Origin of the sequence: Acidovorax sp. Root267 (assembly GCF_001429215.1) — a bacterium.
Classification (GTDB): Bacteria; Pseudomonadota; Gammaproteobacteria; order Burkholderiales; family Burkholderiaceae_C; genus Acidovorax; species Acidovorax radicis.
Genome location: NZ_LMJC01000022.1, coordinates 322733 through 338548, shown reverse-complemented (window position 1 = coordinate 338548; position 15816 = coordinate 322733). Strand labels below are relative to the sequence as shown.

Here is a 15816-nt window from a genome sequence, read left to right as displayed (position 1 = left end):
AAGGAGCCCCCGATGAATCACTGTTTTTGCCTTGTCCCTGCCATGGATGCGATGGGAGTGTTGTCATGAACGCGCCCCTGCGTCTTTCGGGCCACGCCAAGGACCTGGGCGGTGGTTTCACGGTGCGGCGCCTTTTGCCGGCGGTGCAGCGCCAGGCCGTGGGGCCTTTCCTGTTCTTTGACCACTTTGGGCCGGTGACGGTGGAGCCCGATGCGGGCCATGATGTGCGGCCCCACCCCCACATCGGCCTGGCCACGGTGACCTACCTGTTCTCGGGCGCCATCATGCACCGCGACAGCCTGGGCTACGTGCAGCAGATCGAGCCTGGGGCCATCAACTGGATGACGGCGGGGCGCGGCATCGTGCATTCCGAGCGCCGTCCGCAGAATCTCGCAAACCAGGTCTATGTGAACCATGGCATCCAGCTGTGGGCTGCTTTGCCGGTGGCCCATGAAGAGGCCGATCCTTCGTTTGTGCACACGCCTGCCGCTGCCATTCCGCAGGTGCAGGTGGGAGATGTCACCGTGCGGGTGCTGATTGGGGAAGCCTTCGGGCAGACCTCTCCTGTTGCCACCTATTCCCGCACGTTGTACCTCGATGTGCAGTTGCCTGCGGGCGCCACACTGGAGATCCCCGCGCTCGTCCCGGAGATGGCGGTCTACACCGTGGATGCACCGGTCCAGCTCAACGGGGACACAGTGGACCCACAGCTTCTGGCAGTGGTGGAACCAGGGCGGGCCACACACCTTGCTGCGGGTGACAGCGCCGTGCGCCTGATGGTGATTGGTGGCGATGCACTGGATGCGCCGCGCCACATGTGGTGGAACTTTGTCTCCAGCCGCAAGGACCGCATCGTGCAGGCGGCCAGTGACTGGGATGCGCAGGCCATGGGGCAGGTGCCGGGCGAGGTGGAGTGGATTCCGTTGCCGGAGCGCCGCTTCAAGGCCTGACCTGGGCAAGGTTGTTGGCTTGAATTTTTGAAATTCCAAGCAAAATTGGCATCTGGCGCTTGATGGATAAGCGCTGATAGCTCACTTATTAATAGCGTTTTCGCTGCTGGCAGGCTCGGGGTCGGTCGAAAGGTCTGCCCCCAGCACCCTGCGTTCATCGAACACAAAACAGCCGCCGTGGTAGTGCGCGCCATCGGTGAGCTCAAAGTACTTGAGAATCCCGCCTTCGAGCTGGTAGACATGCGAGAGGCCTTCTTCGCGCATCAGGATCGCCGCCTTCTCGCAGCGGATGCCGCCGGTGCAGAAGCTCACCACGGTTTTGTCCTGCAGCTCGCTCTTGTGTGCCCGCAGGGCGGGCGGGAACTCGGTGAACTTGTCGATGCGCCAGTCGATGGCGTTGTCGAAAGTGCCGCGGTCCACCTCGAAGGCGTTGCGCGTGTCTAGCGTCACCACCTCGCGCCCTTCGTCGTCATGCCCTTGTGCCAGCCAGCGGTGCAGGGTGACGGGGTCCACCGACGGCGCCCGGCCCTGGGCGGGTTGGATGGTGGGGTGGTCCATGCGAATGATCTCGCGCTTGACCTTGACCAACATCTTGCGAAACGGCACCGTGGCCGACCAGCTCTCCTTGGGTTCCAGATCGGCAAAACGGGCATCGGTGCGCAGCGCATCGACAAAACCGTGCACGGCCTCGGCCGGTCCTGCCAGAAAGAAATTGATACCTTCCTCGGCCAACAGGATGGTGCCCTTGAGGCCTGCCGCAGTGGCGCGCCCATGCAGCACCTCGCGCAGTGCTGCCGCATCGGGCAAAGGCACGAACTTGTAGCAGGAGATGTTCAGGACGGTGTCGATGGGGTTCACGGCAAATCAGCGCAATGGGGTCGCGTTTCCACTCGGATCAAGGCAATTTCTTGGGGTTCCGCGCAGCGCACCGCGCCGCTGTGGAGCGCCGGTGCCTGCGGGTTTCTCAGGCAGCCGGTGTCAGCAGCGTGGTTTCGATTTTGTTGGCCAGTTGGGCGATGGCCAGGGCCGCAGGGCAGCCCGGGGTTTGCAGCAGCAGCAACTGCCGGCGCATCACGGCATCGCGCACCGAAGGGTCGGCCGGAATATCGCCCATGTGAATCAGGCGCATGGGGCGGCCGGATTCGGTGGTCACAAAGCGGTCCAGCACCTGCTGCAGCTGGCTGGTGATGGCGCGGCCGTCGCCCGGGCGTGCGGCCTGGTTGATGACCATGCGCACGTGCTGGCGTTTTTGCTGCATGGCCAGCACCTTGATGGCGGCGTAGGCGTCGGTCAGCGAGGTGGGTTCGGGCGTGGCCACGATGAGCACCTCGGAGGCCAGCGAAATGGAGAACAGCACCACGTCGGAGATACCGGCGCCGGTGTCCAGCAGCACCACGTCGTACTGGGGTGTGAGCGCCTGGATCACGCTCAGGAACTGGTTGCGCACCTCAGGCGTCAGGCGCGAATACTCGACCATGCCCGAGCCCGCCAGCAGCACGTCGAAGCCGCCCGGGGCCTGGATCACGGCATCTTCGAGGGTGGCTTTGCCGGTGAAGACGTCGTGCAGGGTGATCTTGGGGTGCAGGTTCAGCACCACATCCAGGTTGGCCAGACCCAAGTCGGCGTCGAGCACCAGCACGCGCTGGCCACGCCGGGTGAGGGCTGCTGCCAGGTTGGCCGAAACGAAGGTCTTGCCAACCCCGCCCTTGCCGCTGGTGACGGCAATGATGCGGGCCCCCCCAGGACTGGGGGCGTGTGGCGTGGCCGAGCCTGCAGGGGCTGCTGGCGATGTGGGTGGGGGAGGGGACAGCGCGTCGCTCATCATCTAACTTTCAGTAGGCGCTGCCTGTTGGGTTGGGGTCCAGCGGGGGCAGGTCGCCCCAACCCGAGGGGGTGTAGAGCGGGCCAAACAACAGGCTTTTCTCTTCGGCACTGACCGTGCTGTCGGGTTGCTCCTCGATGCTGACGCGGTTGCGGCCTTCTGCCTTGGCTTGGTAGAGCTGGTGGTCAGCACGGTCGGTCCACAGCAAGGTGGTGGAGCGGATCCACTGCATGGCAAAGGCACCGCCAATGCTGACTGAAACATTGAGCTCCACAGAGCCGGAGACCTTGATGGGGGTGTTGGCCACTGCGCGCCGGATGCGCTCGGCCACCACGCGGCCAAAGCCAGCCTGGCATGCAGGGAGCACCACGGCAAATTCTTCGCCGCCGTACCGCGCCAGCGTGTCCATGGGGCGCACGCAGGCACTGAGCGTGCGCGCCACCGACTGCAGCACGATGTCGCCGGCCAGATGGCCGTGCGCATCGTTCACTTTCTTGAAGTGGTCGATGTCCAGCATGAGCAGCAACGCTGCCTCGCCCGAGCGGGTGACACGGTCGATTTCGCGTTCCAGCACGGCACGGAAGTGCCTGCGGTTGGCCAGTCCGGTGAGAGGGTCTTTGAGGGAGAGTTCGCACAGGCCGTCGATCAGGCCTTGCAGGTAGCGCGAGGGCACCTCGCGGTGCAATGCTGCTTCGCTGCCGCCGGCCTGAGCCACCAGCGCGTGGGCAGTATCCAGGCGAAGGTCGCGCAGATCTACCAGATGAGAGGCCGCAGAGTCAGACACAAATGGAGCAAAGAAAGTTGATGAAGTGTACCAGTGCGCCGGTAAGAAAGCCCCTGGCCCCAGGTCTAGGTGAAACCCGCAGCAGCGCTGGGAAAAGGGGGTGGAAGGCCCCGGCTTCAAACCCGTTCCACGGGCTGCGGCAACTGCTGCAACGCCACCAGCGCTTCGCCGTCCGTGCGGTACATCGCCAGGCCGATATTGGGCTCCAGCAAACCTGCCTGGCGCAGCACCTGCTCCGCAGGCAGTTTGAGGCCACTGAGGTGCAGCGTGCCACCCCGCGATTGCAGCAGTGCCAGCAACTGTGCAAAAGTCTCTACGCCCGTCACGTCGATGCGGTTGATGGGCTGGGCCATCAGGCACAGGTGCACCACGTCGGGATGGCTGGCCAGGTGTTCGGTGACACGCCGCTCGAGGGCGCTGGCGGACGCAAAATCCAGCTCGGCATCCATGCGCAGGGCCAGCAGCCGGGGGGCCAGGGCGGGCAGATGCCACAGGTGGCGGTCGCGCAGGCTGCCATCCGGGTGCAGGCCCACCTCGATGATGCGGGGGTGCAGCCGCTGGTACAGGAAGTGGCTCAGGTTCATCAGCAGGCCCACCAGCACGCCCCAGTACATGCGCGGGGCCGTGGCCAGCGTCAGCGCGAAGGTCACGCCGCCGATCACGGCCTCCACCCGCGAAACCCGCCACAGGCGCAGCAGCGTGCCTGGTTTGATGAGGCTGGTCACGGCGGTCACCACCACGGCGGCCAGCACCGACTGCGGCACGTGGTACAGCGCCGGGGTCAGCCACAGCAGCACCACCAGCACCAGGGCAATCGCAAACAGTGTGGCCCAGCCGCTCTTGGCGCCCGCATACAGGTTGATGGCCGAGCGTGAGAACGAGGCACTGGTCGCAAAGCTGCCGCACAGCCCGCTGCTGATCTTGGCCAAGCCCTGCCCGATCAGATCCTGGTTTTCGTTCCAGCGCTCGCCGGACCGCTGGCTTTCTACCTTTGCGCTCGATGCGGTCTCCAGAAAACTCACCAGCGTGACGACCAGCACCGGCATCACCAGTGCGGAGAAGCTGGACCACGGCAGAGCACCGGGCCAATAAGGGGCAGGCAGGCCCGAGGGCAATGTGCCCACTACGGCCCCGCCAGCGCTGGCATAGTCCAGCGCCCAGCTCAACGCGCCAGCCGCCCCTACCACCACGATGGCCGCAGGAAAGTTCGGCCGCCAGCGGCGCGCCAGCATCAGCAGCGCCAGGCTGCCCAGGCCAAAGGCGGCCGCAGTCAGGTCAAACAGTCCAGGCGAGGGCGTGGACAGCAGTGCCCCCCAGTCTGAGCGCAACCCGGTGAGTGCAGCCAGTTGTGAGCCCAGGATCAACAGCGCTGCGGCCTGGGTGAACCCGCTGAGCACCGGAGACGTCACCAGATTGAGCAGCCAGCCAAAGCGCGCCAGCCCCATCACCAGCTGCAGCAACCCCGACAGGAGGGCGATCCATGCCGCCATGGCCACCCATTGCACGCTGCCAGGCTCGGCCAGCCCGGTGAGCGAGGCCCCAATCAGCAGGCTGGTGAGCGCGGTGGGGCCCACGCCCAGGCGTGTGGAGGCGCTGAACAGCACCGCCACCAGCGCGGGGATCAGCGAGGCATAGATGCCCGTCACCAAAGGCATGCCGGCCAGCGCCGCATAGGCAACCCCCTGCGGGACGAGCATCAGCCCCACCGTCATGCCAGCCCAGAATTCGCCTTTGATCAAGGTGCGGTCGGGCCGCGGCCAGGAAAGAAACGGAAGCCAACGGGTCAACGACACAGCGGGAAAAAACATGGGTACATTGTCGCGCCTGGGCCGCTGCTGCCAGATTCTCGAAATTGTCGGCATCGTCCTACAGGCGCCTAGGTCGCATCCGACCTAGCGCCTACCGGCCAGCGTTTACAGTCTCGCCATGTTTTTACCGCAAGGAGTTTCCGCATGAACAACCTGATGATTTCCCAGCGTCCTGCACACCGTATTGCAACCATCCTGGCCGTGAGCGCCCTGGCCCTGGGGCTGTCTGCCTGCGGCAAGAAGGAAGAGCCCACTGCGGGCCAGCGCCTGGACTCTGCCGTCGCAAAAACCGAGCAGGCCGCCGCCGAAGCCCGTGCCAAGGCAGAAAGCGCCATGCAGAACGCCGAAACCAAGGTGGAGCAGGGTGCTGCGAACGCCGAATCTTCGGTGAAGGAAGCCGCCAACAAGGGCATGGTTTTTCTGAGCGACGCAGAAATCACCGCGCAGATCAGCGCCAGCCTTGCCAAGGACCCCGACCTGAGCGCGGTGAAGATCAATGTCGATACGGCCAATGGCCGTGTCACCTTGAAGGGCCCCGCACCCTCCACCGTGGCCCGTGAGCGCGCCGAAGGCATCGCCAAGGCCGTGAATGGCGTGAGTTCTGTGAACAACCAGCTGGTGGTGAGCGCCAGCTGAAACGCGGGCTGACCTCTGCCCCAGCGCTGCAGTCCACACTGCAGACGCCACGCGCCGCCCGGGTTCACGCCCTGGCGGCGCGCTACCATGGCTGGCATGAAAGAGCATGACACCGACCTCGCCACCCGCATCGTCCACCACGACTACGTTCCGCCTGCAGGGTTCGTAGCACCTCAGCCGGGGGTCTACAAGGCCTCCACGGTCATCTTCCCCAACGTCGCGGCCATGCGCTCACGCGAATGGAAGGACAAAAGCGGCTACACCTACGGGCTGCATGGCACGCCCACCACCTTCATCCTGGAAGAGCGCCTGTGTGCACTGGAGGGGGGCCTTCAGTGCCTGCTCGTGCCCAGCGGCCTGGCGGCCATTGCCAACGTGGCCCTGGCGTTGCTCAAGCCCGGGGATGAAGTGCTGATTCCCGACAACGCCTACGGTCCGGGCAAGGACCTCGCCAACGGCGAATTGGCGCGTTTTGGCATTACCCATGTGTTCTATGACCCGCTGGACCCGACCGACCTGGCGGTCCGCATCACGCCCGCCACCCGGCTGGTGTGGCTGGAGGCACCAGGTTCCGTCAGCATGGAGTTTCCGGACCTGTGCGAACAGGTGCGCATCTGCCGCGCGCGGGGCGTGGTCACGGCGCTGGACAACACCTGGGGCGCAGGGCTGGCCTTTGCGCCGTTTGACCTGACCGGTGACGGCAGCCTTGGGGTGGATATTTCGGCCCACGCGCTCACAAAATACCCGAGCGGCGGGGGCGATGTGCTCATGGGCAGTGTCGTGACGCGGGACCCGGGCCTGCACATGAAGATCAAGCTCACCCACATGCGGCTGGGCCTGGGCGTGGGCGTGAACGATGTGGAAGCCGTGTTGCGCTCGCTGCCCAGCATCGGCCTGCGCTACCGCGCCCATGACGAGGCGGCGCGCAGCCTGGCGCTGTGGCTGCAGCACCAGCCTGCCATCGCGCAGGTGTTGCACCCCGCGCTGGAGGGAGCGCCTGGCCACGCGCACTGGAAAGCGCTGTGCGGCGCAGCGCGTGCGGGGCAGGGCGCTGCGGCGGGGCTGTTCAGCGTGATGATCGATGCGCGCTATACGCCGCAGCAGGTGGATGCTTTCTGCGACAGCCTGCGCCTGTTCAAGCTGGGCTACAGCTGGGGCGGCCCCATGAGCCTGGTGGTGCCCTACAACATCGCTGGCATGCGCAGCCGCCCGTCCACCCATCTCAAACCAGGCACGCTGGTGCGGTTTTCGATTGGACTGGAAGCGGTGGAAGACCTGCGGCGGGATCTCCAGCAAGCCATGGAGCACGCCTTTCCGGTGGTGTGAGTCCTGTCTTTGGGGGCGGGGTGGTAGTTTCCGCAGTGGCGCAGGGCCCAGGGCTGGCTTAGTGTGAGGGACAGCGGTTTTGCCGCAGCCATTTCAACGTCCAGCCTGCATGAACGCCACACCCTCCAACCCCGTCCCTGAGTCTGCCGACCCGGCCAGGCCACCTGCACCGGATGCCCAGGCGGCCCAGCCCGTCACCCTGCGGCGGCTGGGGTTGGCCGATCCGTTCCGCTGGCTGGCCAAGGGCTTGCAGGATGTGCGCGCCGCCCCCGGCATTGCCGTGTTCTATGGCGTGTGCTTCTGGGGCATGGCGCTGGTGTTGGGCTGGGTGTTCCGCACACGGCCCGAATACACCATGTCGCTGGCCAGTGGTTGCCTGCTGCTCGGTCCTTTTCTGGCCATGGGGCTTTACGACACCAGTCGCAGGCGCGAGGCGGGGCTCCAGCCCGCGCTGAGCGAGTCGCTCACGTGCTGGGACAGCCACATGGGCAGCATGGGCATGCTGGTGCTGGTGCTGGTGGTGCTGGAGCTGCTGTGGGGGCGCGCGTCGCTGGTGGTGTTTGCCGTGTTTTTCAACACCGGCATGCCCTCCACCACGGGCGTGCTGCAAGCGATTTTCAACCCGCAGAACTTGAGTTTTGTGGCGGTGTACGCCATGGTGGGCGGTATGTTTGCCGCGCTGGTGTTTTCCACCTCCGTGGTGTCCATCCCGATGATTCTGGACCGCGATACCGACGCCCTGACCGCCGGCATTACCAGCATGCGTGTGGTGCTGGAGAACCCCTTGGTCATGTTGCTTTGGGGAGCCCTCATCACCACCATCGTGGCGCTTTCGCTCTGGTTCTGGGGTGTCGGACTGCTTCTGGCCGGCCCGGTGCTGGGCTTTGCCAGCTGGCATGCGTACCGCGCATCAGTAACCCCACCCAATACCATCTCGGCGGGAGCCTGAAAAAGGCCCATCCTGTTACAGTGAGTCTCTACTTCAGGAAGCAATTACCTTGGCAACACCCAACTACGGATACGAAAAACGCCAGCGCGAACTCGCCAAAAAGAAAAAAAAGGAAGAGAAGCTGAGATCCAAAACACAACAAAGGTCGGACGATCCGCAGGGTAACCAGCCCGCAGACGACCAGCCAGCGGGCGAAGCGGGGGCACCCGATCAGCCTGCAAGCGCCCCTGGCGGCTGACGCGCCCGCTGCGCTTCAGCGCAGCAGTTTTTTGAGTTCCGGCCACACGTTGGCCAGCATCTGCGGATGCGCCTCGGCGCGCGGATGGATGCGGTCAGGCTGGAACAGGCGGGTCGGATCGGGCCCGTCGGCCACACCTTTCAGGAAGAAAGGCACCACGGCCACCTTCTGGGCCTTGGCCACCGTGGTAAACAGGCCCGCGAACCGGTTCGCATAGTCGGTGCCATAGTTGGGCGGCACCTGCATTCCCACCAACAGCACCTTGGCCCCCGCGTTCTGGGCTGCCTGGGTCATCCAGACCAGATTCTCCTCGGTATTCTTGAGCGGCAGCCCGCGCAGGGCATCGTTGCCCCCCAGTTCAATCACCACATGGCTCGGCTTGTGCTGCGCCAGCAGCGCCGCCAGACGCGCGCGGCCACCCGAGGTGGTTTCGCCGCTCACGCTGGCGTTGACCACGGTGGCCGTCAGTTTTTCCTGAGCCAGCTGTTTTTCGAGCAAGGCCACCCAGCCTGTGCCGCGCGCAAGGCCATATTCGGCGCTCAGAGAATCCCCCAGCACCAGAACCACCGGCTGCCGTGCCTGCGCAGCTGCCGTCTTCGGGGCCGCTTGGGCGAAGGCGTGCGGCGCCGAAAGCCCCACCACCAGGCCGACCGATGCGCTCAGGATAAAGTGGCGCCGTTGCTGCAGATATCGAATCAAAGTAAAGAGCCTTTCATGTCCGAATCCTTCCCATTGCCCAAGACACCGCCCGCCACACCCATCATTGCCGTGGAGCATGTCTTCAAGTCAGTGACGGATTCCACCGGAACCCTCGACATTCTGCGGGATATCGATTTCCGCCTGGCTGCCAGGGAAACTGCCGCCATCGTGGGCGCCTCGGGCTCGGGCAAGAGCACCTTGCTGTCCATCATCGCGGGGCTCGACACCCCCAGCCGTGGCACGGTGCGGCTTGATGGCCATGACCTCTTTGCCATTGACGAGGATGCCCGCGCGGCGCTGCGCGCCCAAAAGGTGGGCTTTGTGTTCCAGAGCTTTCAGCTCATGGGCAACCTCACGGCGCTGGAGAACGTGATGCTGCCGCTGGAGCTGGCCAACCGCCGCGATGCCCGCAAGGCCGCCGCCGACATGCTGGCCCGCGTGGGGCTGGGCCAGCGCCTTTCGCACTACCCCAAGGTGCTCTCGGGTGGCGAGCAACAGCGCGTGGCGCTGGCGCGGGCCTTTGTGGTCCAGCCGGCCGTGCTGCTGGCCGACGAGCCGACCGGCAGTCTCGACTTTGCCACCGGCGAGACCATCATGAAACTCATGTTCGACCTGAACCGGGAACAGGGCACAACGCTGGTGCTGGTCACCCATGACCGCGCCATCGCCGAGCAGTGCGAGCGGCGGATCACCATCGAGGCCGGGCGGGTGGTGTAAGCGCCATTTGCAGCGCTGAGAGGGATGGGGAAAGCCAGGTTTTGAATGTTTTTGGCCTCTGGTGCTTATCCATCAAGCGCCAATAGCTATCAAATTGATAGTTTCCTAAAGCCAGTGCCCTGCGCCAGCGGATAATCCGTCCATGTCCAGCCCCAAAGTTCTCTTCGGCTTTCACGCCGTGGGCGTGCGTTTGAAGACCGCGCCGAAATCCATCATCGAGATTTACTACGAGGTCACGCGGCGCGATGCCCGCATGCGCCAGTTCCTCGACCGCGCCCGCGAAGCCGGTGCCCGCCTGATCGAGGCCGACAGCGTGCGCATCGCCAAGCTGGCCGGCAGCCACGGCCACCAGGGTGTGGCCGCGCGCGTGGAGCCCGTGGCCCAGGTCACCTCGCTCGACGAACTGCTGGAGAACCTCGAAGCCGCCGGTATCGAACAGCCTTTGCTGCTGGTGCTCGACGGCGTGACCGACCCGCACAACCTGGGCGCCTGCCTGCGCGTGGCCGATGGCGCGGGCGCGCATGCCGTGATTGCCCCCAAGGACCATGCCGTGGGCATCAATGCCACGGTGGCCAAGGTGGCCAGCGGTGCGGCCGAGACCATGCCGTATTTCATGGTCACCAACTTAGCACGCACGCTAGGCGAATTGAAGGAACGCAACATCTGGTGCATCGGCACCAGCGACGACGCGCCCAAGACCGTCTACCAGGTGGACTTGAAAGGCCCCGTCGCCCTGGTGCTGGGCGCCGAAGGCGACGGTATGCGCCAGCTCACGCGCAAGACCTGTGATGAGCTGGTCAGCATTCCGATGAAGGGCGCTGTGGAGAGCCTGAACGTGTCGGTGGCCAGCGGCGTGTGCCTTTACGAGGCGCTGCGCCAGCGCACCTGACACATCTTCAATTGCTGGGGCGCTCCCATCTTTCTGGGGTGCCCGGTCATTGTTCTTTGCGCCGGGGGCGCAGGCGCACCGCCACCAGGAAAAGCAGCGCCGCCAGCACCACGGTTGCAGGCTGCGTGAGTGTGGGGATGGATTTCAAGGGCACCACGGCCAGGCCCTGGGTGGCGGTGTTGTCAGACAGGATGGCCTCGCCCACGGCGGCGGTGCTGGCCACAATCACCATCTGCCCGATGGTCACGGGCGTACCCGCCACGCGGCAGATCACGGTGGCGCCCGCCGGCACCGTGTCCCCCGCCAACCAGGCCGCATTCGTGCGGTCCAGCACACAGCCTGTCTGGCTCAAGCCAGGGGGCAACCCGGAGTCGATTGCGCAGCGCGTGCCGCCCACGGCATCCAGAAGTCCGGCATTGGTGCAAGAAAACGTCCCGGAATAGGGCTGCCCGGAGATTGCTTGCAAAGGCATGCCCGACAGGCTGATGACCATGTTCACCACCGCGATGGTGGTAGTGGCCGTGGCACTGTTGTTGCCGGTGTGTGCATCCCCCGGGGTGACCACCGTGGTGGTGATGGGCACTTGCCCCAGGGCGGGTGCCTGGTAGCGGAAGCTCAGCGACAGGATCTGCCCGTCGGCCAAGGTGGGGGGCACGCCCAAAAGGGCCACGGTACAGGTTGCAGTGTCGAAGCCGGCCATGGTCACCCCGGGCGGAGCGCTCACCAGTTGCACGGCAGCGGGGCAGTTCAGCGCAGCCCCGATGGCGATCGTAGGGGTCCAGGGGGTCGCCGCGGTACCGCTCAGGTTGGCAAACGTTGCCAGGACCGTTATCGATTCGCCAGCCAGCGCCGTCAGGGGCGCGCTGGCGGTGGTTTGCAGATCCACCGGGCTGATCACCGTGGCGCCTGTGGCCGAATTGTTGGCGGGCACGTCGTCGGGCGCGGGGCCGGCCACCGTGGCGACGGCGGTCACGGTTCCTCCCGCCGGAGCGGCGTACGAGAACACCAGGGGCGCAGCAGGGTCGGCACCGAGCACCGACGCGCCACCCGCGAGCGTGGCCGGGAAGCCCGAGAACACGTAGCGGGCTTGACCCAGCGTGTCCACGCACGATGCAGACGCGCCGGTGGGCAGATTGGCAAAGCTCACCACGGTGTCGGTACAGCTGCGGTCCAGGGTCAGGGTGTATTGCAGCCCCGTGGCCGTGTCCGCGCCACGGTTCGCAAACGCCAGGCGCCCCTGCACCACGCTGCCCGGCCTTGCCGCAGCAGGCACAAAGATGGATGCGGCGGTGTCCCGCAGGAGCGGGTCAATCCAGAGCACGCCATTGCCGGCCGGGGACGTGATGTAGGTCCAGAGGTCCAGCCCCTTGGCATCCCCCCACCCGCCGGTGGCGGCACAGTCGGCGTTGGCATTGGCACCAGGGGGCCACCAGCGGTACAGCTGCGGCGAGGCGCCATAGACCAGCGTCGAATCCGCGCCGCCCAGCGCCTGCGCAGGGGTGGAGGCGGGTGGCGGTGAGCTGGGGCAGAGGGTTCCGTTCAGCTGGCCCACCAGGGTGCCGCTTTGGGTGACATAACCACGGTCATCAAAATACACGGTGGTATTGCCTGCCTGCGGTCCGTTCAGCTTGGTGATGGTGGGGCCACCGCCAAAGGTCGCCGTGGCGGTGCTGGTCCCATTGCCATTGTTCTCGGTATCGATCATGGGCAAATGGATCTCGCCGGCACGCGCGGACGCGCGGTAGGCATAGGGCGCGGCACCGGACGGGAAGGCGGTGCCGGAGGCATCGTTGCCATCCCATGGCACATCCTGCGTGCCCGTGGCGGCGATGCCCGTGATGACCGCATTGGCCGTGTTGGAGGGGCTGAAGTCCACGCCATCGCGGCTCACGACGATCTGGAAGGTGGAGGCTCCGGTGATCGAAAGCCGGAACGTGCCCCCTGAACCCGGCACGGTGCGTGAACCGACGCTGGGCGGGCGTCCGCTGAATGTGACGGCCGACAGCGAGGGAGGCTGGGGCGTGAGCGGAATGCGCAGCGCCGTGAGCACCTTGTCCACCTCGGCCGCATGGGGGGCCGCAGGAGCAATGCTGCTAAAGAAAATCGGAAACTCCGGCCGCTGGGCCGACAGGCCCGCCGCCAGGTTCGTCACAAACGAATCGCTGCCGCGCACGCCCTTGTACAGCGGTTGCCCGTTGTCCAGAAACCCCAGCCGGTTGGCGTACAGCGCAAAGCCATTGGGATCGAGCCCCTCCAGTGCCTGCGAGTAGCGGTAACCGTCGAGCGTCACGTAGTCGTGGCGCGAATAGACCGGGCGGTTGTTCACCCCCGTGAAGCCCACCCAGGCGTAGGTGAACAGGCGGCCATCGAGGTTGCCGAGGCTGCTGGCGGACGCACGTACCGTGACGTCCCATGCAGCGGCAGTGCTGCTGCTGACGCGGGGGTTGAAAACGTCGCCATTGAGGTTGGTGGGGCCACTGCTGGCGGGCATGAACTGCACGCCGTAGACCCCGGACGATGGAACGCGGTAGGCGCAGGGTGCGAACCCATTAGTGACAGTGGCGCTACCGTCGGCGCTGTGGGGCCCGGCCAGCTCCTGAGTGCGCGTGTTCAGCTGACCCAGGCTGCCACCACCAAAACTACCCGAGGGCGGGCTGCTGGACGCACACGAAAAATCCGCCACGGCTGGCAATGTCTCATCACCCGGCGTGCCGAAATCCTGCGGGTTGTACACCAGGATGTCGCCCCCGGTGGTGCGGTTGCTGGAGCCCAGCAGCACATATTCGCCCGCCTCGGCGTAGACATACAGAAAGGTGCGGCGCTGGACCTTGCCCACGTAGCGGTTGCCTGGCTGCAGGTCCAGATTGGCGCGGCATCCCCGGTTGAGCGTGTTGGCGCAGGTGCCGCCGCTGGTAGGGTAGGTGGACGGATACAGCGTACGGCTGCCCTCCGCCCAGGCCTGTGGAGCCGCGCCCAGCCCCACAAATGCGCTCAATGCCATGACGACGCCAAGGGTACTGTGGCGGCGATACGCGGGTAGTCCGTCGGACATGCGTGGGTCTCCCTGGTTCATTGTCTGGATGGTCCGAAGTGCCAACCCCTGTGCGATTCGCGGGGCTGGGTGGCTGTGCCGCACAGTCCCTAAGCCGCTGCTCAAAATTTTTCCCGGCATCGTGCCGAGGTGTATGCAGTATGAGTGGGCGCTTTAGATACACCGCATGAGTCTGCGGCCAGTCAAGCAGTCTGTTCCTTCGCACGCATGATCAACGCTTGATGCCTCAAAGGGGCATGCTGCCAGTCTCTGGCTTTGCATGCATATTTTGCTGATGTTGGGCGGCAAGCCACAAGTGCGTTTGATAGCGGTAGTCGCTCGGCGTTGAACCGTATTGCTTTTTGAACAAGCGCGCTGTTTTGGTTCAGGCATCGCTGTGGCACAACCAGAACCGATTCGTGAAAGGCTTCCCCAAGGTCGCGCCCATTTGTAACGCTACCGGGTAACGGGTGTAGGCCAATGGCCCGAATAACGGGCGCAGCGGGCATAAGTCTGGGAAATCGCACCGCTGGGCAGCGAAGCGCAGTACTGTGGTCCGACTAAGTAACTACTTGGTTGATCAAGGACTTTGAAGTCACCACAGAAGGTTTAACACCATGCCATCCGACAGCACTGCCACCCTCACCAATTCAGGGTACGCCACATGCGATGCTGCCCCCCTTCAGTCCAAATCCGGTCGAAAAAATCCCGCCTTGCTGTTGTGCCTGGGGCTTGTTTCGCTACTGACACTGGCGTACAGCAATGTCGCATGGGCTGCGACAGCGCCGCCGCTTGGAACTGCCGCAAATTTCGGAATTGTCTCCAGTACGCTCTCCGGCACTGGCGCCCCGACAGTTGTCACAGGCTCGGTGTGTTACTCGACCGCCTCTGGGACATTGCCTGCCTTCAGCGGCATTACAAAGACCCCGTGCACGACAGAGATCAGCGACCAAAACACCGCATTGGCGGATTTGGATGCGCAGTTGGGTACATGCATCTCTCTTGGCTCGTCAGTGGATCTGAGTGCGGCCATTGTCGGCGGAGGTACGCCTGGCGTCATCCCACCTGGTTGCTATTCCAGTACGGGCGCCATGAGCATTGGGTCAACACTGACCCTCAATGGTGGCGGTGTCTACGTCTTCAGACCCGGAGCGGGTGCGGCAACTGCGGCGCTGAACACCGCTGCTGGATCCATTGTCACCCTGAATGGCGCTTGCGCGGGCGATGTCTTTTGGGCGCCCACCGCCGCGACGACACTGGGTGCGAACTCCACTTTCTTCGGAACAATCGTTGATGTTGCGGGCATCACCATGGGCGCGGGTGCTACCTTGTCAGGCCGAGCCTTGGCTGCGGGCGGCACCGTCACCACCAATGCAAATGCAATTGCCATCCCTGGTGCATGCACTCCAACAGCTGCTTTGCCGGTGATCCGGGTCACGAAAATCTCCAACGGTGGCGCAGGTACCTTCGATTTCAGCGGCAGCAACGGGTTTGCCAACCAATCCATTACGACCCTGATGTCCGGCGTGGCCGTATCTGGAAGTGCGCAGACATTGGCTGCAGCAGGTACCAGCACCACGATCACAGAAGCAGCGCCTCCGGTAGGCTATACCCTGGCCTCCATCAGTTGCACCGGCCTCGGTGCAGGTGGAACACAGGCGAACAACCTGGGGACGCGCACGGTCACGCTGGATGCAGCGGCCACCGCAGCAGGGGCGGCTATCGCGTGTACCTTCACCAACAACATGGATGGATTCGTGCCGCCCACGACTTCGATCCCGACGCTTTCCGAATGGGCGATGATCTTGCTGGCTGGGCTGATGGCCATCGTCGGCCTGGGTATGCGTCGCAAGGGCATGTAGGTCGCGCAATCGCAATGGACCAAGCACAGATGGTGGGGGGCGTAAGCGCCCCTTTTTTTGTGGTGGGCGCAGCGACGCAAAGCTCAACCGGTGTTATGGGGGTGA

At 64.7% G+C, this 15816-nt stretch carries 14 protein-coding genes; 8 read left to right on the top strand and 6 right to left on the bottom strand.

The window, feature by feature from the left end; all coding sequences use genetic code 11:
• Positions 1–65: 65 nt before the first annotated feature.
• Positions 66–950 (top strand): pirin family protein, encoded by an 885-nt coding sequence (locus tag ASE39_RS15505; RefSeq protein WP_057271730.1) that lies wholly within the window; start codon positions 66–68, stop codon positions 948–950.
• Between the two features lie 81 nt (positions 951–1031).
• Here ASE39_RS15505 and ASE39_RS15500 read toward each other — a convergent pair whose 3' ends face one another.
• From ASE39_RS15500 to ASE39_RS15485, 4 genes are all read right to left on the bottom strand, one after another.
• The gene (locus ASE39_RS15500) at positions 1032–1799 is read right to left on the bottom strand and encodes a sulfurtransferase (RefSeq protein ID WP_057225209.1); all 768 of its coding nucleotides are present in this window, start codon (positions 1797–1799) and stop codon (positions 1032–1034) included.
• Positions 1800–1914: 115 nt separating this feature from the next.
• Positions 1915–2772, bottom strand: a complete 858-nt coding sequence (locus tag ASE39_RS15495) for a MinD/ParA family protein (protein ID WP_010458536.1) — start codon at positions 2770–2772, stop codon at positions 1915–1917.
• A 10-nt stretch (positions 2773–2782) separates the two neighbouring features.
• Complete coding sequence (locus ASE39_RS15490) at positions 2783–3556, bottom strand: GGDEF domain-containing protein (RefSeq protein WP_057271729.1); 774 nt, start codon at positions 3554–3556, stop codon at positions 2783–2785.
• 116 nt (positions 3557–3672) lie between these two features.
• Positions 3673–5364, bottom strand: coding sequence for a SulP family inorganic anion transporter (locus tag ASE39_RS15485; RefSeq protein WP_057271728.1), 1692 nt, complete (start codon positions 5362–5364; stop codon positions 3673–3675).
• Positions 5365–5508: 144 nt separating this feature from the next.
• Between ASE39_RS15485 and ASE39_RS15480 the strand changes: the two genes are divergently transcribed.
• From ASE39_RS15480 to ASE39_RS25965, 4 genes are all read left to right on the top strand, one after another.
• Positions 5509–6000, top strand: a complete 492-nt coding sequence (locus tag ASE39_RS15480; RefSeq protein ID WP_010458530.1) for a BON domain-containing protein — start codon at positions 5509–5511, stop codon at positions 5998–6000.
• Between the two features lie 87 nt (positions 6001–6087).
• Positions 6088–7326, top strand: coding sequence for a PLP-dependent transferase (locus tag ASE39_RS15475; protein ID WP_140426799.1), 1239 nt, complete (start codon positions 6088–6090; stop codon positions 7324–7326).
• Positions 7327–7435: 109 nt separating this feature from the next.
• Positions 7436–8275: a DUF2189 domain-containing protein gene (locus tag ASE39_RS15470; protein WP_199864284.1), complete on the top strand. Its 840-nt coding sequence runs from the start codon at positions 7436–7438 to the stop codon at positions 8273–8275.
• 49 nt (positions 8276–8324) lie between these two features.
• Positions 8325–8513, top strand: coding sequence for a hypothetical protein (locus ASE39_RS25965; protein ID WP_081474547.1), 189 nt, complete (start codon positions 8325–8327; stop codon positions 8511–8513).
• Positions 8514–8528: 15 nt separating this feature from the next.
• Here the strand turns inward: ASE39_RS25965 and ASE39_RS15465 are convergent, their stop codons facing one another.
• Positions 8529–9212 carry an arylesterase gene (locus ASE39_RS15465; protein WP_057224191.1) on the bottom strand — a complete coding sequence of 228 codons (684 nt, stop codon included), beginning with the start codon at positions 9210–9212 and terminating at the stop codon, positions 8529–8531.
• Positions 9213–9227: 15 nt separating this feature from the next.
• Here ASE39_RS15465 and ASE39_RS15460 point away from each other — a divergent pair, with 15 nt between their 5' ends.
• Both ASE39_RS15460 and rlmB read left to right on the top strand, forming a co-directional pair.
• Positions 9228–9929, top strand: coding sequence for an ABC transporter ATP-binding protein (locus tag ASE39_RS15460; protein WP_057224193.1), 702 nt, complete (start codon positions 9228–9230; stop codon positions 9927–9929).
• A gap of 142 nt (positions 9930–10071) precedes the next feature.
• Complete coding sequence (gene rlmB, locus ASE39_RS15455) at positions 10072–10818, top strand: 23S rRNA (guanosine(2251)-2'-O)-methyltransferase RlmB (RefSeq protein ID WP_010458522.1); 747 nt, start codon at positions 10072–10074, stop codon at positions 10816–10818.
• A gap of 46 nt (positions 10819–10864) precedes the next feature.
• On the opposite strand, the gene ASE39_RS15450 is transcribed toward rlmB, so the two are convergent.
• Positions 10865–13870 (bottom strand): hypothetical protein, encoded by a 3006-nt coding sequence (locus ASE39_RS15450; protein ID WP_140426798.1) that lies wholly within the window; start codon positions 13868–13870, stop codon positions 10865–10867.
• A 596-nt stretch (positions 13871–14466) separates the two neighbouring features.
• Between ASE39_RS15450 and ASE39_RS25960 the strand changes: the two genes are divergently transcribed.
• Positions 14467–15711, top strand: a complete 1245-nt coding sequence (locus ASE39_RS25960; protein ID WP_082615476.1) for an IPTL-CTERM sorting domain-containing protein — start codon at positions 14467–14469, stop codon at positions 15709–15711.
• Positions 15712–15816 lie beyond the last annotated feature (105 nt).

Coding starts and splice junctions, on each gene's coding strand:
- ASE39_RS15505 (WP_057271730.1), top strand. CDS start 66: ATGAACGCGCCCCTGCGTCTTTCGGGCCACGCCAAGGACCTGGGCGGT.
- ASE39_RS15495 (WP_010458536.1), bottom strand. CDS start 2,772: ATGAGCGACGCGCTGTCCCCTCCCCCACCCACATCGCCAGCAGCCCCT.
- ASE39_RS15485 (WP_057271728.1), bottom strand. CDS start 5,364: ATGTTTTTTCCCGCTGTGTCGTTGACCCGTTGGCTTCCGTTTCTTTCC.
- ASE39_RS15480 (WP_010458530.1), top strand. CDS start 5,509: ATGAACAACCTGATGATTTCCCAGCGTCCTGCACACCGTATTGCAACC.
- ASE39_RS15475 (WP_140426799.1), top strand. CDS start 6,088: ATGGCTGGCATGAAAGAGCATGACACCGACCTCGCCACCCGCATCGTC.
- ASE39_RS15470 (WP_199864284.1), top strand. CDS start 7,436: ATGAACGCCACACCCTCCAACCCCGTCCCTGAGTCTGCCGACCCGGCC.
- ASE39_RS15460 (WP_057224193.1), top strand. CDS start 9,228: ATGTCCGAATCCTTCCCATTGCCCAAGACACCGCCCGCCACACCCATC.
- rlmB (WP_010458522.1), top strand. CDS start 10,072: ATGTCCAGCCCCAAAGTTCTCTTCGGCTTTCACGCCGTGGGCGTGCGT.
- ASE39_RS15450 (WP_140426798.1), bottom strand. CDS start 13,870: ATGTCCGACGGACTACCCGCGTATCGCCGCCACAGTACCCTTGGCGTC.
- ASE39_RS25960 (WP_082615476.1), top strand. CDS start 14,467: ATGCCATCCGACAGCACTGCCACCCTCACCAATTCAGGGTACGCCACA.